The 20,795-nt window shown below is 70.5% G+C and carries 18 protein-coding genes; 6 read left to right on the forward strand and 12 right to left on the reverse strand.

The genetic code is table 11. The annotated features are described in order from the left end of the window. Nucleotides 1-48: 48 nt before the first annotated feature. The 4 genes from EAD89_RS17045 to EAD89_RS17060 all read left to right on the forward strand — a co-directional run bounded on the left by EAD89_RS17045 (nt 49) and on the right by EAD89_RS17060 (nt 4,125). A complete protein-coding gene (locus EAD89_RS17045) occupies nt 49-1,608 on the forward strand; it encodes an NAD(P)/FAD-dependent oxidoreductase (RefSeq protein ID WP_121652787.1) in 1,560 nt (519 codons plus the stop codon). 185 nt (nt 1,609-1,793) lie between these two features. Then, on the forward strand, nt 1,794-2,180 hold the full coding sequence (locus EAD89_RS17050; protein WP_121676437.1) for a YciI family protein: 387 nt from the start codon (nt 1,794-1,796) through the stop codon (nt 2,178-2,180). Further along, complete coding sequence (locus EAD89_RS17055; protein ID WP_121676438.1) at nt 2,180-3,394, forward strand: RNA polymerase sigma factor; 1,215 nt, start codon at nt 2,180-2,182, stop codon at nt 3,392-3,394. The genes EAD89_RS17050 and EAD89_RS17055 overlap by 1 nt, the downstream gene beginning before the upstream one ends. A 146-nt stretch (nt 3,395-3,540) precedes the next feature. Then, entirely contained in the window at nt 3,541-4,125 is a 585-nt protein-coding gene (locus EAD89_RS17060) for a hypothetical protein (RefSeq protein ID WP_199733540.1), read from the forward strand. A gap of 66 nt (nt 4,126-4,191) precedes the next feature. Here the strand turns inward: EAD89_RS17060 and EAD89_RS17065 are convergent, their stop codons facing one another. Beyond that, nucleotides 4,192-4,542, reverse strand: coding sequence for a DoxX family protein (locus tag EAD89_RS17065; protein ID WP_121652783.1), 351 nt, complete (start codon nt 4,540-4,542; stop codon nt 4,192-4,194). A gap of 248 nt (nt 4,543-4,790) precedes the next feature. On the opposite strand from EAD89_RS17065, the gene EAD89_RS17070 reads away from it, so the two are divergent. Further along, the gene (locus EAD89_RS17070; RefSeq protein ID WP_121676440.1) at nt 4,791-8,255 is read left to right on the forward strand and encodes a ThuA domain-containing protein; all 3,465 of its coding nucleotides are present in this window, start codon (nt 4,791-4,793) and stop codon (nt 8,253-8,255) included. A 90-nt stretch (nt 8,256-8,345) separates the two neighbouring features. On the opposite strand, the gene EAD89_RS17075 is transcribed toward EAD89_RS17070, so the two are convergent. The 11 genes from EAD89_RS17075 to EAD89_RS17125 all read right to left on the reverse strand — a co-directional run bounded on the left by EAD89_RS17075 (nt 8,346) and on the right by EAD89_RS17125 (nt 19,510). Beyond that, nucleotides 8,346-8,981, reverse strand: coding sequence for a hypothetical protein (locus EAD89_RS17075; protein WP_121676441.1), 636 nt, complete (start codon nt 8,979-8,981; stop codon nt 8,346-8,348). 16 nt (nt 8,982-8,997) lie between these two features. Continuing rightward, a complete protein-coding gene (locus EAD89_RS17080; protein WP_121676442.1) occupies nt 8,998-9,927 on the reverse strand; it encodes a hypothetical protein in 930 nt (309 codons plus the stop codon). A 5-nt stretch (nt 9,928-9,932) separates the two neighbouring features. Beyond that, on the reverse strand, nt 9,933-10,946 hold the full coding sequence (locus tag EAD89_RS17085; RefSeq protein ID WP_158610749.1) for a putative PEP-binding protein: 1,014 nt from the start codon (nt 10,944-10,946) through the stop codon (nt 9,933-9,935). Between the two features lie 403 nt (nt 10,947-11,349). Next, nucleotides 11,350-12,546, reverse strand: a complete 1,197-nt coding sequence (locus EAD89_RS17090; protein ID WP_147458822.1) for a hypothetical protein — start codon at nt 12,544-12,546, stop codon at nt 11,350-11,352. Continuing rightward, complete coding sequence (locus EAD89_RS17095; protein ID WP_121676445.1) at nt 12,539-13,342, reverse strand: sugar phosphate isomerase/epimerase; 804 nt, start codon at nt 13,340-13,342, stop codon at nt 12,539-12,541. Before EAD89_RS17095 ends, EAD89_RS17090 begins: the two co-directional genes overlap by 8 nt. After that, on the reverse strand, nt 13,339-14,490 hold the full coding sequence (locus EAD89_RS17100; protein WP_121676446.1) for a dihydrodipicolinate synthase family protein: 1,152 nt from the start codon (nt 14,488-14,490) through the stop codon (nt 13,339-13,341). The genes EAD89_RS17095 and EAD89_RS17100 overlap by 4 nt, the downstream gene beginning before the upstream one ends. Beyond that, complete coding sequence (locus EAD89_RS17105; protein ID WP_121676447.1) at nt 14,487-15,638, reverse strand: Gfo/Idh/MocA family protein; 1,152 nt, start codon at nt 15,636-15,638, stop codon at nt 14,487-14,489. Before EAD89_RS17105 ends, EAD89_RS17100 begins: the two co-directional genes overlap by 4 nt. Before the next feature lie 38 nt (nt 15,639-15,676). Continuing rightward, entirely contained in the window at nt 15,677-16,432 is a 756-nt protein-coding gene (locus tag EAD89_RS17110; RefSeq protein ID WP_368666371.1) for an ABC transporter ATP-binding protein, read from the reverse strand. A 44-nt stretch (nt 16,433-16,476) separates the two neighbouring features. Next, nucleotides 16,477-17,481, reverse strand: coding sequence for an ABC transporter substrate-binding protein (locus tag EAD89_RS17115; protein WP_121676476.1), 1,005 nt, complete (start codon nt 17,479-17,481; stop codon nt 16,477-16,479). Between the two features lie 23 nt (nt 17,482-17,504). Further along, nucleotides 17,505-18,485, reverse strand: coding sequence for an ABC transporter permease (locus EAD89_RS17120; RefSeq protein WP_199733541.1), 981 nt, complete (start codon nt 18,483-18,485; stop codon nt 17,505-17,507). A 308-nt stretch (nt 18,486-18,793) separates the two neighbouring features. Beyond that, nucleotides 18,794-19,510: a cupin gene (locus tag EAD89_RS17125; protein ID WP_121676448.1), complete on the reverse strand. Its 717-nt coding sequence runs from the start codon at nt 19,508-19,510 to the stop codon at nt 18,794-18,796. Nucleotides 19,511-19,680: 170 nt separating this feature from the next. Here EAD89_RS17125 and EAD89_RS17130 point away from each other — a divergent pair, with 170 nt between their 5' ends. Beyond that, entirely contained in the window at nt 19,681-20,754 is a 1,074-nt protein-coding gene (locus EAD89_RS17130) for a LacI family DNA-binding transcriptional regulator (RefSeq protein ID WP_121676449.1), read from the forward strand. Nucleotides 20,755-20,795 lie beyond the last annotated feature (41 nt).

The raw sequence follows: 20,795 nt of genomic DNA on the forward strand, positions 1-20,795 counted from the left end.
GGTACGCGCCGCGCCTCAACCACAGCGGTGAGCAGGGAGCGCGGGGGCATGGGCGAGCAGGTCAGCACGGTGGTCATCGGGGCGGGGCCGGCGGGCCTCACGGCGGCGTACGAGCTGCTCCGGCACGGCCTGCCGGTCCGGGTGTTCGAGGCCGACGAGGTGGTCGGCGGGATCAGCCGGACCGTGGAGCGCGACGGATGGCGGTTCGACATCGGCGGGCACCGGTTCTTCACCAAGGTGCCGCAGGTGGAGGCGTTCTGGCACGAGATCCTGCCGGACGAGGACTTCCTGACCCGCCCCCGGATGAGCCGGATCTTCTACCGGGGCGCGCTGTTCAACTACCCGCTCAGCGCGGTGAACGCGCTGCGCAACCTGGGGCTGCCGGAGGCGACCCGCTGCCTGGGCTCGTACGCCCGCGCCCGGTTGCGCCCGCCCAGGGACCAGTCGCACTTCGAGGGCTGGGTGTCGGCCCGGTTCGGCTGGCGGCTGTACTCGATCTTCTTCAAGACGTACACGGAGAAGGTGTGGGGGATGCCGGCGGACCGGCTCCAGGCGGACTGGGCGGCACAGCGGATCAAGAACCTGTCGCTGGCCAAGGCGATCCGCAACGCGGTGCTGCCCCGCCGGTACCGCACGGACGTGACCAGCCTGATCGAGCAGTTCCAGTACCCGAAGTACGGGCCCGGGATGATGTGGGAGCGCTGCGCCGAGCAGGTGCGCCACCGTGGCGGCGAGGTGTCGACCGGCACCTGGGTCACCGCCGTGCATCGCGACCCGGAGCGACGGCGGGCGATCAGCGTGACGGTCAACGGCGCGGGCGGGCAGCGCACCGAAGCCGCCGACCACGTCATCTCGTCGATGCCGATCTCCGAGTTGGTGACCGCGCTGCGTCCGGCGCCGCCGCCGGAGGTGCTGGCCTGCGCCGCCGACCTGCGCTACCGCGACTTCCTGACCGTCGCGCTGGTGGTGCCGGCCGAGTTCTCCTTCCCGGACAACTGGATCTACGTGCACGACCCCGGAGTGCGGGTGGGCCGGATCCAGAACTTCGGCTCCTGGTCGCCGTACCTGGTCAAGGACGGCCGTACCTGTCTGGGCCTGGAGTACTTCGTCTTCGAGGACGACGAGATGTGGCGTACCCCGGACGCCGATCTGGTGGCGCTGGCCACCGCGGAGCTGGAGCGGCTGGGGTTGGCCCGGCCCGGCGTGGTGGAGGCCGGCTACGTGGTGCGGATGCCGAAGGCCTACCCGGTGTACGACGAGCGGTACCAGCACAACGTGGACGTGATCCGGGCCTGGCTGGCCGAGGAGGTGCCGAACGTGCACCCGGTGGGCCGCAACGGCATGCACCGCTACAACAACCAGGACCACTCGATGCTGACCGCGATGCTCACCGCGGAGAACATCGCCACCGGCAGCGCCCACGACGTCTGGTCGGTCAACGTGGAGCAGGACTACCACGAGCAGTCCAGCGGTGACGCCGGTCGCCGGGGCACGGGCCGGGACGCGCCCGTGGTGCCGAGCCGGATCATCACGGCCCCGATCAGCACCACCCAGGGCGTCGTCGTCGCCGGGGACGGCGACCGGCCGGCGCAGGTGCCGCTGAGCTGACGGGGGCTGTCGTAGCCGAGGTGAGCGTTGCCTCCGTCCACCGCTGCGGCGTTAAGCTGTCCGATCAGCATGGCGTCCGGGTCCCCGGCCGGAGATTGTCCCGGGGCCGTGTCGATCCCCGGTCCGCCCGTTCGACGTGTGGGTGCCAGGGTCGAGAGGCGGCCCCGCCGGACGAGGAGAACGCGATGCCGAGGTACATGCTGATCATGCGGGGCACCGATGAGTCGAACGCGGCCATGATGGCCTCGATCGACGAGGCGATGGCCGCGACCGGCCGGTTCATCGAGGAGATGATCAAGGCCGAGGTTCTCCTCGCGGCCGAAGGGCTGGACGATCCGGGGCGGGGCGTCGTGGTCGACTTCAGCGGCGGGGCCCCGGTGGTCACCGACGGGCCGTACGGGGAGACCAGGGAACTGTTCGGGGGCTACTTCCTGCTCGATGTCGCCTCGAAAGAGGAGGCGGTCGAGTGGGCCACGCGGGTCCCGGCGGCCCCCGGCTCCAAGATCGAGGTCCGGCGGGTGGCCGAGGCCGACGAGGTCCCGCCGGGCGCCGAGAGCAACGGCCAGGTCTGATGGGTACGGCCGAGGTCGAGGCCGTCTGGCGCACCGAGTCGGCGCGGATCGTCGCCGCGCTGACCCGCTTCACCGGCGATTTCGGGCTGGCCGAGGACGCGGCACAGGAGGCGGTGGCCGAGGCGTTGGTGTCGTGGCCGCTCGCCTCTCCGGCCAATCCGGCCGGCTGGTTGATGGCCACGGCCCGGCGGCGGGCGATCGACGCGATCCGCCGCCGAGCCGCTCTCCAGGCCCGGTACGCCCTGCTGGCGGCCGACCCCGCGGTCGACGAGGACGTCGACCCCGACAGGATCGACGACGACATCCTGGCGCTGATGTTCGTCAGCTGCCACCCGGTGCTCTCCCCGGAGGCCCGGGTGGCGCTGACCCTGCGCGTGGTCGGCGGCCTGTCCAGCCAGGAGATCGCCCGCGCGTTCCTGGTACCCGTGCCGACCGTGCAGGCCCGCATCACCCGGGGCAAGAAGACGATCGCGGCGGCCGGGGTGCCGTTCGAGCTACCGGCGGCCGACGAGCGCCGGGAGCGGCTGGGCGGCGTGCTCAGCGTCCTCTACGTGATCTTCAGCGAGGGCTCGACGGCCACGTCGGGTGACCGGCTGCTGCGTCCCGACGTCGCGTACGAGGCGATCCGGCTGACCCGCACGCTGGCCGCGCTGCAACCGGACGAACCGGAGGTGCACGGCCTGCTCGCGCTGTGTGAGCTGACGGCCGCGCGCTTCCCGGCGCGGACCGGCCCGGACGGTTCGCCGGTCCTGCTCGAGGACCAGGACCGGCGTCGGTGGGACGGCGCGGCGATCGGCCGTGGGCTGGCCGCGCTGGCCAGGGCGTCGAGTCGCGGTCTCGGCCCCTACGGTTTCCAGGCCGCGATCGCCGCCGCGCACGCGTCGGCGCCCTCGGTCGAGGCGACCGACTGGGACCGGATCGTGCTGCTCTACGAGGCGCTCGGCCGGGTCGCGCCCTCGCCGGTGGTCGAACTCAACCGGGCCGTCGCCGTGGCCATGGCCTCGGGTCCGGCGCGAGCCCTGTCCATGGTGGACGAGCTGATCGCCGCGGGCCGGCTGCCCGGTTCGCACCTGGTTCCGACCGTCCGCGGTGAGCTGCTGGCCCGGCTCGGACGGCGCGCGGACGCGCGCGCCGAGCTGGAGCTGGCGGCCCGGCTGTGCGCCAATCGGCCCGAACGCTCAGTGCTGCTGCGCAAGGCGGCCGCGCTGGGCTGACGTCCTTGGAGAGGGCCCGTTTTCCCGTACGCGAGCTAGCGTCTTCCCCCGCCGAGGGGATCGATCTTCTTCCCGCATCGCTGAGCCTGGATGTATCGCAGGGCCGCGACAACCGTGGCCGGATCGGGAGGAACAACATGCGCAGAATGCTCGGATGGGGAATGGTCGCCGCGGCCGTCATCGCGGCGGCGGGGGCGCCGGCCGGGGCCGCGGACCGCAGCCCGGCGCGGGTGACCGGCTCGGCGGAGTTCGCCCTGCCGTACGGGCAGGACGACGACGTGCGGTCGTTCGCCTTCGACGTCCGGTCGGTGCCGTACAGCCGCCCGATCCCGCTTCCCGGCGGGGAGAACGGCTCGCCGGCAGACGCGACCGGTACGGTGCGGGTCGCGCACCGGCTGGCCGAGCAGGGCATCACCGTACGGTTCGAAGCGGCGGTCGACTGCATGATCACCAGCCCGGGTCATGCGACCCTGACCGCGATCGTCACCCGCGCCGACGAGCTGGCCAGCGACTTCCTCGGCAAGCGTGTCGGTTTCAGCGTGCAGGACGGCGGCCGCGACCGCGACCGGGTGGGCTTCACCTGGTCGGCGAGCGCCGACCAGAACGAGGCAGGCGAGTGGGGTCCGGCCCGGGTCGGCACCTGTCTCGCGCCGGCTGCGTTCGCCACGGTGACGCGCGGGGACTACCGGGTGCGACACGCCGAGCTGACGGCGCCGCCGGCCGGCCGCTGACCCCGGCGACCCGGTAGCAGGACCACGGCGGGGCGAGAGGATCGCCCCGCCGTGGCGTGCCGTACGTCAGTAGTGGTAGCTCAGGTTCACGACCAGGGCGGCCACCGAGGTGGAGAAGAACACGGCCCATCCGACGAGCTGGCGGGAACCGACGCGCAGGTGTGCGGCGAGTGCGCCGAGGAAGTACAGCACGAGGCCGGCGGCGGCGAGGGTGCCCAGCAACGGTACGGCGAACCCGGCCAGCAGCCCCACCGAGCCGGCGGCCAGCGCCATGCCCAGCAGCGGTAACCACGATCGTGGCACGCGCTTCATGTCGGCCTGGGCCTTCGGGTAGTCGTGGCCGATCAGGTAGGTGACGGCGGCGATGCCGGTGAAGACCGACGCGAGGATGGTGACGGTGACGTGAGCGGCGAACATGAGCACTCCTTCTGCTTGCTGCACGGACGGGTCAGCACGGTGGGATGTGACCGCCACCGAGGGGGCGCCGCGAGCGCCGGGCGTAGGAGACGGTCGCCGCGACCAGCAGCACCGCCCCGGCGAAGAAGTTCGGAGCAGGAAACCGCTTACCTAGCGCCTATTGACGCCCATCACTGGCTGTCAGTAGCGTGAGGCGGGCAGCGAAGAAAGCGCTTTCCGACCCTCACCGTCCGACAGGGAGCGCCCCCATGCCCCGATCGCTACGCGCGTTCTGCCTCGCCCTGCTCGCCGTCGCCACCGTGCTGAGCACCACCACCGCCCTGCCCGCCGAGGCTGCCCCCCGCTTCCGGGTGCTGGTCTTCTCCAAGATCACCAACTTCTACCACGACTCCATCCCGGCCGGCGTGGCCGCGATCCAGCAGCTCGGCACCGCCCACAACTTCGAGGTCGTCGCCACCACCGACGCGGCCGCGTTCACCGACGCCAACCTCGCCACCTTCGACGCCCTGGTCTTCAACAACACGAACTCCACCCCCGCCTCCGGTGACCTGCTCAACGCCAGCCAGCGGGCCGCGTTGCAGACGTTCATCCGCAACGGCGGCGGCTGGACCGGCCTGCACGCCGCCTCGGCCAGCGAACGCGACTGGCCGTGGTACGAGGGCCTGGTCGGCACGATCTTCGACTTCCACCCCGACTTCTCGTCCACCGGCGGCACCTTCCCCGGCCGGGTCAAGGTGCTCGACCGGGCGCACCCCTCGACGCGGAACCTGCCGGAGCTGTGGGAGCAGAGCGAGGAGTGGTACAACTGGCGGACCAACCCGACCGGCAACGTGCACACCCTCGCGCAGATCAAGGTGCGCGACGGGATCAACGGGCTGGACGAGGGCGTCGACCACGCGTACTCCTGGTGCCAGCGCTACGACGGCGGCCGGTCCTGGTTCACCGCCGGTGGGCACGCCAGCTCCCAGTTCAGCAGCCCGCCGTTCCTGGAGCACCTGCGCTACGGCATCGAGTGGGCGGCCGGCGCGGTCGCCGGCGACTGCTCGGCCACCAAGACGAGCAACTTCGAGCGGGTGGGGCTGGTCACCGAGAACCTCGCCGACCCCTTCGAGCTGGCCGTCGCCCCGGACCGGAAGGTCTACTACATCCAGCGCACCGGCGCGTTGAAGGTGGTCAACCAGGACACTCTCCAGGTCACCACGCTGCTGGACCTCGCGTACACCTCGGCGATGACCGACCAGTCCGACGGGCTGCTCGGCATGACGCTGGACCGCAACTTCGCCAGCAACGGATGGATCTATCTGCTCTGGTCGGACAAGACGCTGAAACAGCTCAACCTGTCCCGGTTCACGGTCGCCAACAACAGCGTCGCGCTCTCCTCGGAGAAGCGGCTGCTGGCCATCCCCACCTACCGCGGTGAGGGCCGGGCCAACTCGCACATGGGTGGCTCCCTGGCCATGGACGCGGCCGGTCGGCTGTACGCCGCTATCGGCGACAACACCGACCCGTTCGCCTCCAGCGGCTACACCCCGATCGACGAGCGTTCCGGCCGCGCCGCCTGGGACGCCCAGGGCACCGCCGGCAACACCAACGACCTGCGCGGCAAGATCCTGCGGATCACCCCCCAGGCCGACGGTACGTACACCGTGCCCAGCGGCAACCTCTTCCCGGCCGGAACCGCGAGGACCCGGCCGGAGATCTACGCGATGGGCATGCGCAACCCGTTCCGGATCACCATCGAGCCGCAGACCAACGCGGTGCTGGTCGCCGACTACGGCCCGGACGCCCGCGCCGCCGACCCCAACCGCGGTCCGGAGGGGACGGTCGAGTTCAACCGGATCACCGCCGCGGGCAACTACGGCTGGCCGTACTGCGTGGGCAACAACATCCCGTTCAACGACTACAACTTCGCCACCAGCACCTCCGGGGCGAAGTTCAACTGCGCCGCGCCGGTGAACAACTCCCCCAACAACACCGGGCTCACCACCCTGCCGGCAGCGAGGTCCGCGCTGGTCTGGTACGCGTACTCCGCCTCCACCCAGTTCCCCGAGCTGGGCACCGGCGGTGGTGGCCCGATGAGCGGCCCGGTCTACGACTTCGACCCGGCCAACACCCGCACCACCAAGTTCCCGGAGTACTTCGAGGGCAAGTGGATCACCTACGAGCTGACCCGCAGGTGGTTCAAGACGTTGTCGATCCACAAGACGGCGCAGACCTTCAGCAACGCGCGCTTCGGCCCGACCGCCGTCGGTGATCTCCAGTCGATCAACGGGATCTTCGGCAACATGAGCTGGATCCAGCCCTTCGAGGCGGAGTTCGGCCCGGACGGCTCGCTCTACGTCATCGACTTCGGCGAGGGCACCGGCAGCGGTCGCGGCGGCAGCAACGCCGGCGCCGGCATCTATCGGATCGACTACGTGGCCAACGGCAGACCGCCGACCGTGAAGATCGCCGCCACCCCGGACAGCGGACGTACGCCCCTGACGGTGGCGTTCTCCTCGGCCGGATCGACCGCCGGGGACGGCTCGGCGCTCAGCTACGCCTGGGACTTCACCAACGACGGCAGCACCGACTCCACCGCCGCCAACCCGAGCTTCACCTACGCGACGGCCGGAAAACACACCGCCCGGCTGACCGTACGCAACAGCGGCAACGGGTTGACCGCCACCGCGGTCACCGACGTGGTGGTCGGCAACACCCGGCCCACGGTGACGATCAGTGTGCCCGACGGCGGGTTCTTCGACTTCGGCGACAAGATCCCGTACACGGTGACGGTCACCGACCCGGAGGAGACCACCATCGACTGCTCCAAGGTGACCGTGCAGACCCAGCTCGGCCACGACTCGCACGCCCACCCGCTGGACGTCTACACCGGCTGCTCCGGTCTGCTGGCCACCGAGGCGGACGCCGGTGACGGGCACGGACCGGGGCAGAACCTCTACACCCTGATCACCGCGCAGTACACCGACGGCGGCGCGGCCGGCGGCGTACCGGCGCTGACCGGGTCGACCCGGGTCCAGTTGCAACCCAAGAGCAAGGAGGCCGAACACTTCAGCGGCCAGTCCGGCGTCACGGTCAACGACCGGCCCACCGCCCGCGCCGGCAAGCGGCTCGGCGACGTCGACCACAACGACTGGGTGGCGTACGGCCCGGTGGACCTGCGCAACGTCGGCTCGGTGACGCTCGGGGTGACCAACGGCGGGGTCGGCGGTGACATCGAGCTGCGGACCGGCTCACCCACCGGCACACTGATCGGCAGGGCCACCATCGGCTCGACCGGCGGCTGGGACAACCTGGTCTCGCCCACCGTCACGCTGACGAACAAGCCCGCCGGCACCACCACCCTGTACGCGAAGTTCGTCAACGCCGCCCAGGTCGGTGGCACCCCGGACCTGCTCGCGCTGGACTGGCTACGGTTCAACGGGGCCGGCGTCAAGCAGGAGCCCGGCGGGACGCTCGCCCTCGCCGCCAGCCCCGGCAACGGCACCGCGCCACTGACCACCACCCTGACCGCGACCGCGACGGCGCCGTCCGGGCAGAGCATCACCGACTACGCGTGGGACTTCGGCGACAACACCGCCATCACGCACGGGGCGACGCTGCGGTCGACCGCCCACAGCTACCCGCGCAAGGGGACCTTCACCGCCCGGGTGACGGTCACCTACACCAGTGGGGAGACCCGCTCAGCCAACCTGACCATCACCATCAACTGACCATGGGCCGGTGGCGGGCGGGGTCGATCCTGCCCGCCCACCGGGCAGAACGATCGCGCCGCTGAACATTCGACGTGACCGACACCGCTCTCATGAGCGCCGGTCGCCAAGGCCAGCCGAGAGGATCAGCGCGAGGGCCATGTCGGACACCACATCAACCGGCTGAGCGCAGTCGATTGTGTGCAGGTTGTCGTACAGCCGTTGCCTAGCGAGCACTTGCTCGAACCTCTGGTAACCCTCGAGGTTGTATGCGCGCCCCCGGCGTTCCTTGGGGCTCAGGTCGTATACAGGCCGGCCGGTCACCCGCTTCCACAGTAGGTCGAACGTTGTGGTCAAATGGATCGTCAGGTCCATGTGCAGTGTGTTGGCGACCCGCTCCAACAGTGCGGCGTGCTGCACGCAGAGTTCTACGGGAACACGCGAGATGTCGTAGAGCAGGAACCGATCAAGCAGTACGACATCGCAGTCGAGCCCGTTGATCACGCCGATCCGAGCGTGCAATCTGGCCAGTCGCAGGAACATGTCGGCAAGGGGCGGCAGGGTGTCCGATCCACCGTCCGAGCTCTTAATTACAGCGGTCATCGCTGCCACGTGACTGTTGGAATCTTCGGCGGACCGCCCCACCACGATGCAACGGATTCCGCGCCTGTCAAGCGCGGACACGAGCTCGCGCACCAGCGTGGTTTTGCCCGAACCGTCGTACCCCTCGATCGCCACGACAATCATGAACGGGCTCCCCGAGCTAATCGGCAGTGGCGACGTAGGAACGGGTATATCGCTCGGCAACCAGCGTGACGATGAACGTCACGGCGAGTGTCGCGATGATCCCCACCATGGTCAGAACACCTGCGTTGACAATGTCACGCTGCTTGACCGCATCTGCAATGGGATCAGCGAGCGCGGAGATGAATGCCCCGCCAGCCGCGACAAAAGTCACTAGGAGCCACAGCCGGAACGAATTCTTAGCGATCATCAACTTCCCGGCCCGCTCGGCGAGGAAGCGGTACATCGCCGAGTTGTAGTGGAGTAGGGTGAATTGCATAACCAGATTCCGATAAAACTCTCGCCCGTTCGGGGGGGCGGTGTAGAACTGGCGTCGCAGATCGCCGTCAGAGTTGTAGATCATTTGGAACGAATCGATCTGATAGTACGTCGAGTTCGGGAAAACTCCCTTGGTATTGTCGAGGCGGTGCTGATATGGGCCAAGGACATCTTTTTTCCTGTCGTGCTGAAAACTGCGGAGAAGCAATTGGCTGGCCTGCTCGAAAAAGCCCTGAATCTTACTCGCGTATCGGCCGTCAGCGTACTTTTCGAGCGCGTCCCGCAGATCGACCAAGGTGAGAAGATGATCATTTGAGTCCAGATTGACCTTGGCTGCCGCGCCCTCCCGCCACTGCTTCGGCTGCATGAGCTTCGACGCATAGGTGTAGTCGACCACGATGAACTCATAGCGGTTCCGCGCAATTTCCACCACATCTCGCAGGGTCTGCTCCGAAAAATGGTATCCGCCGTCGCGCTCTTCCACTACCACCTTAAGTGTGTCCACGATCGGCTGGACTCTCCGTTGCCCCACCTGAACAGTCTGTCCGCGCAGCGCGTCGGAGAGGCGACGCAGGACCGCCTCGTCGTCATCGATCACCAGTGTTCGAAAGTCGAATTTCTTGGCCTTCACAACACCTACTCCTTCCATTCCGTTTCCGAATATTTAAGCTCAGAAACGGCTAATGACGGCATCCACGGCAATCGGCCGAGTGCGACGGCGTACGATTTGAAAAAGTCGGCCTGCTGGTGTAGGTACACCGCAACCCCTTGACCAACAGCCGTTCGCACCGCGCCAACGATCCCGCAAAGTAGTCCGTCGTCGGTATAGCTGACGGCGTCGGCGACGTTCGGGTTTGCTCGGTCGGCAGCGAAATAGAACTGGGCGACATCCTTCAACCCGATGCACAGCTTGTCGACCCGGTATTTCGAGGCCTCGAAAAAGATCGACGGACTTTCAGCGAACGGCACTATCGGCAGATCAAACAGATCCGAATATCTTTCAGAAAACGCTTGGTACTCGTGGTGCGTCGTCACAAATGGGCATGCGAACCGCACTTCGGCTGGCAAACCGCGGAGCATCGCGGCCATGAAACCCACGAGGTCTGGGCGACCCTGCAGATATCGAGTGCCGTGTTGGCCCAGTTCCGGATTGGCTTCCTTGGAGTGGAAAAAGTACCCTGCGAGCACGCGGTCGTCGCTCCGGACGTCCAGCCCACGAACCAGCAGCGTGACTCCGTCTGGCAATGCTCGCGCCACCGCGGCCAGCTCGGCCCGGATCGACTCTTGCAACCCAGCAAGAGGCCCGGGCCGCACGCGCGTTTTAGCAACGGCACCATACAGTAGGTGCTCGAATCGGATGAATACCGTGTCAATACGCGTGAAGTTCAGCCCGGCGAGGTCGGAGCTGTCGAAAATGACAGCCTGGAATTTCCCAGGAAAGGCGCTGAGGCCGGTCGCTAAAGGATCCGGAGTGCGCTTGGGCCAAAGAACTCTTGCGCCCTGAGTGAATTCCAGCTCGTCCACTTGAACTAAGGATATACCCTTGATCCGACAGATCACTTCAGTGTGGCTGCTGAATCCCTTCCAGCGGTAGTGCACCGCGGCGACCTCCGCTAGGCCCGTCAGATCCAGTGTGTCCAAGTCGTTCACGTAGAGGACTGTACGTACGCCCGGGATGCTGATTGCCGACTGGATAGCGAAGGCATATCGGCCGAACTCCTCCGGCGTGGATACATGATTCCCCAAGCCCGCTCCAGTCCAGTCCACTTCACTCCACCGTCCGATCAGGTCGGTGGTGTACCGCCGAAGTTGCTCGGGACGTTGCTGCCGGTAGTCCTTAGTTTTAGCGCGACGACAGAAGGATGCTGGCCACGAGCCTATCTTGAATCGGCTTCGACTGCGCGGGCTGCGTCTCCGCTGCCAGAGTTCCCCCACCTGCAAAACCCCTCAATCGACGCCAAGCAGTCAGTGGGATGTGCACGGATCCCGAACCCTTGGTCTTGGGTGGTCGACACCACCACTGCGAGCAGTTCGTCGTCCGGCGGGACCAGCATCAATGGCGGCGCCGCCAGAGCGCCGTGCACGCCCCGGCGAGGGCCAGCCCGAGCAGCGGGGCGACGCCCACCCCGGCGAGCGTGCAGGCCACCGCGAGCAGCGCCGGCGGCACCCAGCACCAGGCGGGCACGGTACGCGGGGCGCGACCCCGCCGGCGGGCCGCCGCCTCCGCGGCCATCGGCACCACCAGCACCGGCAGCGCGGCGGCCAGCAGCGTGAGCCATGGCAGGACGAGACGGTCGAAGCGCGCCACGGCCAGCGCCCCGCCGAGCACCGCGATGGCGAGCATCGCCGCGCGGGCCGGCACCCGCGGCGTCAGGCCGCGCATCGCCAGCGCACCGGAGTACGTGGTGGTGAGCGCGGCGGCGAAGACCGCCACCGCGACGAACAGATTCGCGTACGCGGCCAGCCCCGACCCGGTGGCGAGCAGCGCGACCACGTCCGCCGAGCCGGTACGCAGCCACAGGCCGGCGCCGGCCAGCAGACCCAGCAGCGCCGGCCCGACCAGCAGCCCCACGCACCAGGCGAGGTCCCGCCGCCGGGCCAGGCCCACGCTGAAGTCCGGTGCGCGCAGCGCGAAGACCGCGGCGTACCCGATCAGGGCGGACGCGTCGGCGAGCCCGCCGCCGGCGACACGGACCGGCGTGCCCGGCGGCGGCAGCACGGTCAGGCACCAGCCGACCAGCACCACCGCGCTGAGCGTGGTGAGGACCGCGATCCGGTTGCCGAACGGGGCCGGCGCCCAGGAGACGGCGAGGACCGCCACCTCCAGCAGCGCCGGCCCCGCCCAGCCCGGCAGGTGGGTCAGGGCGGCCAGGGAGGCGCCGCCGAGCCCGACGTTGAACCCGTTCCAGCCGACCATCGACACGGTCAGCACGGCCGCCAGCAGCAGCCGCGAGGTGTTCCCCAGGTACGCGGGCAGCACCGCGGTCAGCGTCCCGCCGTCGCCGAGCGGCCGGCGCAGGCCGATCCGGCCCTGTCCCCAGAGCAGCGCGGCCATCAGCGCCCCGCCGACCAGCAGCCCGGCCACCGGAACCGCGCCGCCGTGCCGCGCGGCCATCGCCGCGCCGAGCACCAGGGTGGCCGGGGCGGTGCCGATGCCGAGCCACGCGCCGACCGCCGACGGCCAGCGCCGTCCACCGGTCAGTTCGCCCACGGTGGACGGACGCGCGCCGTCGGGAGGCCGGTCAGACAACGTGACGCAGGTAGCCGGCGATCGCCGCGTCCAGCACCTCCGCGCCCGGGCGCGCCCACACCTCGGCGTTGAAGACCTCCACCTCGATCGGGCCGGCGTAACCGGCCGCGTCGACCGCCTCGCGCAGCCGGCGCAGCTCGATGCAGCCGTCACCGGGCAGCGCCCGGCCGAGCAGCACCCCCTCCGGCAGCGGGGTCACCCAGTCACAGACCTGGAAGGCGGCGATCCGGGCTCCGGCGCGGTCGATCTGCGCGTACACCGTGTCGTCCCACCAGACGTGGTACGCGTCCACGACCACGCCCACCACCGCCGGGTCGAAACGCTCGGCGATGTCCAGCGCCTGGCCCAGGGTGGTGATCACGCAGCGGTCGGCTGCGAACATCGGGTGCAGCGGCTCGATGGCCAGGCGTACCCCGGCGGCCGCGGCGTGCCGGGCCAGCTCGCCGATGGCGTCGGCGACCCGCCGCCGCGCGCCGTCGATGTCCCGGCTGCCCGGCGGCAGCCCACCGGAGACCAGCACCAGCTCGGGGGCGCCCAGGGTGGCCGCCTCCTCGATGGCCCGCAGGTTCTCCGTACGCCAGTCCTCGGCGGAGAAGAAGCCGCCCCGGCACAGCGAGGTGACGGTGAGGCCCGCGTCACGGACCAGCTTCGCCGAGCGGGCCAGCCCGTACGCGGCCACCGGCTCCCGCCACAGCCCGATGCCCGGCACGCCGGCCGCCACGCAGCCGGCCACCACCTCGGGCAGCGGCCAGTGTTGGGCGGTGGCCTGGTTGAACGAGAAGCGCTCCAGGCTCATTGCCGCACTCCGGCAACCGTGAAGAGCGCCCGGGCGCGGGCGGCGGCCAGGTCGGCGTCGGGCAGCAGCCCGGCGGCGTCGGCCAGGGTGAGCAGGGTGGCCAGGTGCGCCGGGGACCGGCCGGACTGCGCGCCGCCCACCATCGTGAAGTGGTCCTGATGCCCGGCCAGCCACGCCAGGAACACGATCCCCGTCTTGTAGTGCCAGGTCGGCGCCGCGAACAGGTGCCGGGCCAGCGGCACGGTCGGCGCGAAGATCTCGTCGTACGCCGCCAGGTCGCCCCGGTCCAGGGCGGCCAGCGCGGCGGCGGCGGCCGGCGCGATGGCCGCGAACACCCCGAGCAGCGCGTCGGAGTGGCCCACCTCGTCGCCCCGGATCAGTTCCGGGTAGTGGAAGTCGTCGCCGGTGTAGAGGCGTACGCCCGCGGGCAGGCGGCGGCGCAACGCGACCTCCCGCGCGGCGTCGAGCAACGACACCTTGATGCCATCCACCTTGGACTGGTGCGCCTTGATCAGCTCGACCACCGTGTCGGCGGCCAGCTCCAGGTCGACCGCACCCCAGTAGCCGGTCAGCGCCGGATCGAACATCGGACCCAGCCAGTGCAGCACCACCGGCTCGTCGGCGGCGGTCAGCAGATCGTCGTACACCCGCAGGTAGTCCTCCGGGCCGCGGGCCACGGCGGCCAGGTGCCGGCTGCACATCAGCACCGGCCGGGCGCCGGCCGCGCGTACGTCGTCGAGTTGCTCCCGGTAGGCCGCGGTGACCGCGGCCAGGGTGGCGGGACCGGCCGGCAGCTGGTCGGTGCCGACCCCGGCGACGATCCGTCCGCCCACCGCGCGCGCCTCGGCGGCGCTGCGCCGGATCAACTCGCGGGTGGCCGGATAGTCCAACCCCATCCCCCGCTGGGCGGTGTCCATCGCCTCGGCGACCCCCAACCCGTACGACCAGAGGTGCCGCCGGAACGCGAGGGTGGTGTCCCAGTCCACCGTCGCCGGCGCGCCCGGCACGTTCTCCCCGGCGGGGTCGGCGACCACGTGCGCGGCGGCGTACGCGATCCGGCTGGTCGCCGGGGCGGCCGGGCGGGGAAATCCGCTCCCCCCGGCGAGCCGGTGCCGCCGCCCGCCGGGCAGCACCACCTCCGCGGTCATGACGTCAGCTCCGGCACCTCGACCCGGACGCCCTCGCGGGCCGAGCGCAGCCCCAGCTCGGCGAGCTGCACGCCGCGCGCGCCGGCCAGGAAGTCCCAGCGGAACGGCTCGCCGGCCACCACGTGCCGCAGGAATGCCTCCCACTGCACCTTGAAGCCGTTGTCGAACTCGTCGTTGTCGGGCACCTCGGTCCACTGCGCCCGGAAGTCCTCGGTGACCGGCAGGTCCGGGTTCCACACCGGTTTCGGGGTGACCGCCCGGTGCTGCACCCGGCAGGTGCGCAGGCCGGCGACGGCGCTGCCCTCGGTGCCGTCGACCTGGAACTCCACCAGTTCGTCGCGGTACACCCGCACGGTCCACGACGAGTTGATCTGCGCGATCACCCCGCCGTCGAGTTCGAAGATGCCGTACGCGGCGTCGTCGGCGGTGGCGGGGTAGGTGCGGCCGTCCTCGTCGACCCGCTCGGGCACGTGGGTGGCGGTCACGCAGGTCACGGCGGCCACCCGGCCGAACAGCTCCTCCAGCACGTAGTGCCAGTGCGGGAACATGTCGACGGTGATGCCGCCGCCGTCCTCGGCCCGGTAGTTCCAGGACGGACGCTGGGCCGGCTGCCAGTCGCCTTCGAAGACCCAGTAGCCGAACTCGCCGCGCACCGACAGGATCCGGCCGAAGAAGCCGCCGTCGATGAGCCGCTTGAGCTTGCGCAGGCCGGGCAGGAAGAGCTTGTCCTGCACGACGCCGGTGCGTACCCCGGCGGCGTCGGCGGCCCGGGCCAGGTCGAGCGCGCCGGCGGTGTCCTCCGCGAGGGGCTTCTCCGTGTAGATGTGCTTGCCGGCCTCGATGGCCTGCCGGATGGCCTTCTCCCGCTGCTGGGTGACCTGGGCGTCGAAGTAAATCTCGACGTCGTTCCGGGCCAGCGCCGAGGTCAGGTCGGTGGTCCAGTCGGTCAGCCCGTGCCGCTCGGCGAGTTCGCGGAGCTTCGTCTCGTTGCGCCCGACCAGGACCGGTTCCGGCCAGATGGTCGTGCCGTCGGCCAACGTCACGCCGCCGGACTCGCGGATGGCCAGCAGCGAGCGGACGAGATGCTGCCGGTAGCCCATCCTTCCGGTCACGCCGTTGACGATGATGCCGATCGACCTGCGGGTCATGGTGTTCCTTCCGTCGTGCTGGTCGTGCCGATGCGGGCTCAGTGGTTGGCGGCCGCGCTGCCGAGCAACCCGCGCAGGTCGGTGGCGAGCCGGTCGAAGCGGGGATCCGACATCACCTGCGCGTAGTCGCGGTGCGCCGGCAGCTCGACCGGGAAGGTGCGGATGATCCGGCCGGGTCGGGCGCTCATCACCACGACCCGGGTGCCGAGGAAGACCGCCTCGGCGATGGAGTGGGTCACCAGCACCACCGTGGTGCCGGTCTCCCGCCAGATCCGGTGCAGTTCGGCGTTCATCTGCTCCCGGGTCAGCGCGTCCAGGGCGCCGAACGGCTCGTCCATGAGCAGCACCGGCGGGGCGTGCAGCAGCGCGCGGCAGAGCGCCACCCGCTGCTGCATACCGCCGGACAGCTCGTGCGGCAGTGCCTTCTCGAAGCCGGTCAGGCCGGTCATCTCGATCAGCTCGTCCGCCCGGCGGGCCGCCTGCGCCCGGTCCATGCCGCGCATCTCGGCCTGGAGCAGGATGTTGGCCCGCGCGCCGCGCCACTCCAGCAGCGCGGCCTTCTGGAAGACGAAGCCGATCTCCTTCTGTGGACCGCGGACCGGGCGGTCCAGCAGCGACACTTCTCCGCTGGTCGGCCGGACCAGCCCGGCAACGATCTTCAACAGCGTGGACTTGCCGCAGCCGGACGGACCGACGATGGTGACGAACTCCCCCGGCTCGATGTCCAGCGACACGTCGTCCAGCGCGGTGGTCTGTGACCGCCGGGAGCTGAAGCGGACGGTCAGGTTGGACATCCCGATGGCGGTGCCGGCCTGCGCCGGCGCGGCGGTCACCGGGGTCACCCCTGGGCCGCGTACGAGGCGTCCCAGTACGCGTTGGGCGCGCCCGGGTCCTTCAGCTCGGCGTAGCGGGACATCAGGTCGATGGTCTCGCTCCACTGGGCTTCGGTGTTCACGCCGGGCGGGCCGTCGGCGCCGATCAGCGGCAGGTTGAGGGTGAGCTGCTTGGTGAGCACCTCGGGCGCGGGCTCGTTCTCGGCGAGGGCGGTCATCGCGCTCACCGCGCCGGCCGGGTCGCGGGCGGCCTCGGCCCAGGACTTCTGGGTGGCCCGGACGAACTTACGGGCCAGCTCCGGGTCCTTCTGCAGGGTCTGGGTGTTGGCGATCAGGCCGGTGCCGAGCAGGTTCATGCCGTAGTCGGCGAAGAGCAGCACGTCGACCTTCTTGCCGGTCTTGCTCTCGATGGTGGGCGCCTGGTCGTGGAAGAAGCCCATGATGGCGTCGACCTTGCCCTCGGCCAGTGCGGCGATCTTGCCGGCGGCGTCCACGTTGACGACCTTGACGTCGTCCTTCTTGAGGCCGTTCTTCTCCAGCCAGGCCGGGAAGGTCGCGTAGAGGGCGTCGCCGGGGGTGCCGCCGACGGTCTTGCCCTTGAGGTCCGCCGGGGTCTTGATGTTCTCCTCGGTGAAGAACTCCACCGAGGAGGGGCCCTTCTCCAGGTACGCGCCGAGGCTGCGCACCGGCATCCCGCTGGCCACGGACTTGAGCAGCACCGGGCTGTCGGCCCAGCCGAAGTCGGTCTGCTTCTGGGCGACCTGCTTGACCGTGTTGCCCGAGCCGTTGCCGGGCAGGATCTTCAGCTCGATGCCCTCGGCGGAGTAGTAGCCCTTCTGCAGGCCGTAGTAGAAGGGCGCGTGCTCGCCGTAGGGCACCCAGTTGAGGGTGAGGGTGACCTGCTTGCTGCCGTCGGCGCCGGTCTCGCCGGCGGAGTCGTTCCCGCCGCAGCCGGTGGCGGCGAGCAGCAGCGCGGCGGTGGCCAGGATGGTGGTGGCGGTGCGTTTCATCGGTGCCTCCGTGATGGGGTCGGTCAGGAGGTGGTCAGGGACACGCCGGCCCGGCGGCTGGCGTGCCACGGGATGAGCAGAGCCTCGGCGATCTCGACGAGGACGAACAGGACGATGCCGATGGCGGACATCAGGATCAGGTCGGCGAACAGCAGCGGGGCGTCGAGGTTGCCGTTGGCCAGCAACAGGACGTAGCCGAGCCCTTCGCTGGCGCCGACGAACTCACCGACGACGGCACCGACCACCGCGAGGGTGACCGCCACCTTGAGGCCGGCCATCAGGTGCGGCAGCGCGTTCGGGAAGCGGATCTTGCGGAAGGTGCGCCACGGCCCGGCGCCCATGGTGGCGGCGAGGTCGAGCAGTTCCGGGTCGGTGGAGCGCAGGCCGGCCACGCCGGAGATGACCACCGGGAAGAACGCGATGAGCACCGCGAGAATGATCTTCGGGGTGAGGCCGAGGCCGAACCAGACCACCAGCAGTGGTGCGATGGCGATCTTCGGGATGACCTGTGCGAACAGGACGATCGGGTAGAGCGCCTTGTCCAGGGTGCGCGAGTAGGCGATGGCGACCGCTGCCGCCAGGCCCAGCGCGGCGGCCAGCACGAAGCCGAGCACCGTCTCATAGAGGGTGACCATGGTGTGCCGAGCCAGCTCGGACCACTGGTCGGTCATGGTGGTCCAGACCTGACCGGGGGTGGGCACCAGATAGTTGGGCACGTACTCCCGGGCGGCGACGAACCACCAGGCGGCGAAGAACGCCGCCAGCACCAGCGCCGGGCGCCAGAGCGAGTCGGCGAGTGCCAGCGCCCGCCGGCCGAGCGTCGGTCGTGGCGGTCGGCCGCCAGCGTCGGGTGGTGGACCGCCCACGGTGGACGGCTGGGCGCTGTCGACGGGAGCCGGCCCACCGGCGGACCCGGGCGGGGGCGAGGAAGTGGCCGTCCGGTCACCGCCCGCCGCCTCGGTGGCGGCCTGCTGGCCCGCCGTGCCCAGAGCGTTCTCGGTCACGCGGAACCTCCTCGAAGCCCGGCACGGGCACCCACGGACCGGGCCGGTCGGCGTATCAGGCAAACGCTTTCCAGGAGCGTAGGCGGCACCCCGACGCCAGGCAAGGCCTTTCCTCGATCTGTTCGCCGCCCGCCCCGGCCCCGCCCGCGACGGTCGTTCCAAGGTCGACTCGACTTCCTGGAAACCGGGCCATCGCCTGCCCTCGATCACCCCGATTTCACCGAACCCGAGTCGATCAGCCATGACCGAGCGCCGACCGTCCGAGAAGGACGCTCAGGCGGTGGCCGGTCAGGTGCCGAGAAGGACGCTCAGGCGGTGGCCGGGTAGGTGTCGAGCAGGCCGCACATGCCCAGCCGGCCCCGCTCGACCGGCTCGTCCACCGCGTACACACCGGCCTCGCCCAGGTGCCCCGGGTCGCCCCGGTCGAGGGCGTCGAGCTGCTCGCCGGTGCCGGCGGCGGCCCGACCCGCGCCGGCCGCCCAGCGCTCCCGCCAGCGCGCCAGCAACGGCCTGCGCAGGGCCACCGCCGCGGAGTGGAACGCGGCCAGCGCCGCAGGTCCGCCCGTCCGCAGCGCCTGGAAGCCGGTCACTGCCAGATCCCGTCGGCGGTACGCGGCGGTCACGTCGGCGCCCGGCGCTCCCCCGCCGGGCAGCGCCGCGGCGGCGGCGTACGCGGCCGGGTCGGCCAGCACCTCGGGCGGGAACGTGAGCACCGCGTCGCCGGCCTCGGGCAGGCCGCTGTTCTGCATCAGCACCACGATGGTCAGCCCGCCGCCGTTGACCAGACGGTGCACGGTGCCCGGCTCGAACCAGACCACCGCGCCCGGCCGCAGCGGAATCTCCCGGTAGCCGGCCGCGGTCAGGGTCTGCACCGCGCCCTCGCCGCCGGTCACCACGTACCCCTCGGTGCAGCACAGATGCACGTGCGGGGTGCCGCCGACCACGCCGTCCGGCGCGACGGTGTCGTAGACGCGCAGCCGGGACACCCCGATCCCGCCGGGCAGCGGGGCCGACCGGTCAGGCATCGACGTGGTCGTCGCTGTCGGCCGCCGCCGGCAGCACGGTGAGGTCGCCGAGGTGAAGCACCGCGAAGCGTTCGGACATGGCCGGGCCTCCCTGCGGGAAAGGGCTTTCTCTGCGGTACCGTGACGCTAGCCGGCACGGCGAAACGCCGTCAACAGACCGAGGGGCGGCCATGGCGACCCTGTCCGACGTGGCACGGCGCGCGGGCGTCTCGCCCGCCACCGCCTCCCGCGTGATCAACGGCAGCAGCAAGCCCGTCACCGACGAGCTGCGCGAGCGGGTGCTCGCCGCCGTCGCCGAGTTGCAGTACGTGCCGAACGCGCACGCCCAGTTGCTGGCCCGCTCGCATCGCAGCGCGGTCGGCGTGATCGTGCACGACGTCTCCGACCCGTACTTCGCCGAGATCACGCGCGGGCTGCAACGGGTCGCCACCGATCAGGGCCGGCTGCTGATGATCTGCAACAGCTACCGCGACCCGGACCGCGAGCTGGAGTACGTGGAGCTGCTGCGCGGGCACCAGGTGGCGGCGCTGATCCTGGCCGGTTCCGGCTACCACGACGACGCGTTCACCCGGCAGCTCAACGAGAAGCTCGCCGCGTACGAGGCGACCGGCGGGCGGGTCGCGGTGATCGGCCGGCACGAGCACTCCGGCGACGCGGTGATGCCGGACAACCGGGCCGGCGGTTATCTGGCCGGCCGGGAGCTGTGCGACCTGGGCCACCGGGCGATCGGCGTGGTGGCCGGCCCGCGCATCCTCACCACGACCACCGACCGACTGGCCGGGCTCCGGCAGGCCCTCGCCGAGGGTGGCCACGACCTGCCCGAGCGGCGGATCCGGTACGCCGAGTTCGACCGCGACGGCGGCGCCGAGGCCACCGCCCGGCTGTTGGACGCCGACCCGGAGCTGACCGCGATCGTGGCGCTCAACGACTCGATGGCGATCGGCGCGCTGGCCACCCTGCGGGCCCGCTCGCTGGCCGTGCCGCAGCGGGTCTCCGTGGTGGGCTTCGACGACATGCCGATCGCCCGGGACGTGACCCCGGCGCTGACCACCGTGCGGCTGCCGCTGGTCGACATGGGGGTCCGCGCGATGTCCCTGGTGCTTGGCGCGGAGGCGCCGGCGCCCCGGGTCGAGGTGCTCCCCGCCGAGCTGGTCCGGCGGGACACCGCCGGCCCCGTCCCACGGTCCACACGGGACACAGCGGGCGCGGCGCCACGGCCGCGTCGGGGTGACGACGCCTCATGACCCTGGTCAGCCCGACACAGCGTCCACTCACGACGGACGAC

The organism is Micromonospora sp. BL4 (assembly GCF_003667505.1).
Taxonomy (GTDB): Bacteria; Actinomycetota; Actinomycetes; order Mycobacteriales; family Micromonosporaceae; genus Micromonospora.

Excerpts from the sequence above, each read along its gene's own strand:
- EAD89_RS17105 (WP_121676447.1), bottom strand. The coding sequence starts at position 15,638 with ATGACCCGCAGGTCGATCGGCATCATCGTCAACGGCGTGACCGGAAGG.
- EAD89_RS17055 (WP_121676438.1), top strand. The coding sequence starts at position 2,180 with ATGGGTACGGCCGAGGTCGAGGCCGTCTGGCGCACCGAGTCGGCGCGG.
- EAD89_RS17125 (WP_121676448.1), bottom strand. The coding sequence starts at position 19,510 with ATGCCTGACCGGTCGGCCCCGCTGCCCGGCGGGATCGGGGTGTCCCGG.
- EAD89_RS17065 (WP_121652783.1), bottom strand. The coding sequence starts at position 4,542 with ATGTTCGCCGCTCACGTCACCGTCACCATCCTCGCGTCGGTCTTCACC.
- EAD89_RS17060 (WP_199733540.1), top strand. The coding sequence starts at position 3,541 with ATGCTCGGATGGGGAATGGTCGCCGCGGCCGTCATCGCGGCGGCGGGG.
- EAD89_RS17110 (WP_368666371.1), bottom strand. The coding sequence starts at position 16,432 with ATGTCCAACCTGACCGTCCGCTTCAGCTCCCGGCGGTCACAGACCACC.
- EAD89_RS17095 (WP_121676445.1), bottom strand. The coding sequence starts at position 13,342 with ATGAGCCTGGAGCGCTTCTCGTTCAACCAGGCCACCGCCCAACACTGG.
- EAD89_RS17050 (WP_121676437.1), top strand. The coding sequence starts at position 1,794 with ATGCCGAGGTACATGCTGATCATGCGGGGCACCGATGAGTCGAACGCG.
- EAD89_RS17075 (WP_121676441.1), bottom strand. The coding sequence starts at position 8,981 with ATGATTGTCGTGGCGATCGAGGGGTACGACGGTTCGGGCAAAACCACG.
- EAD89_RS17045 (WP_121652787.1), top strand. The coding sequence starts at position 49 with ATGGGCGAGCAGGTCAGCACGGTGGTCATCGGGGCGGGGCCGGCGGGC.
- EAD89_RS17115 (WP_121676476.1), bottom strand. The coding sequence starts at position 17,481 with ATGAAACGCACCGCCACCACCATCCTGGCCACCGCCGCGCTGCTGCTC.
- EAD89_RS17130 (WP_121676449.1), top strand. The coding sequence starts at position 19,681 with ATGGCGACCCTGTCCGACGTGGCACGGCGCGCGGGCGTCTCGCCCGCC.
- EAD89_RS17070 (WP_121676440.1), top strand. The coding sequence starts at position 4,791 with ATGCCCCGATCGCTACGCGCGTTCTGCCTCGCCCTGCTCGCCGTCGCC.
- EAD89_RS17100 (WP_121676446.1), bottom strand. The coding sequence starts at position 14,490 with ATGACCGCGGAGGTGGTGCTGCCCGGCGGGCGGCGGCACCGGCTCGCC.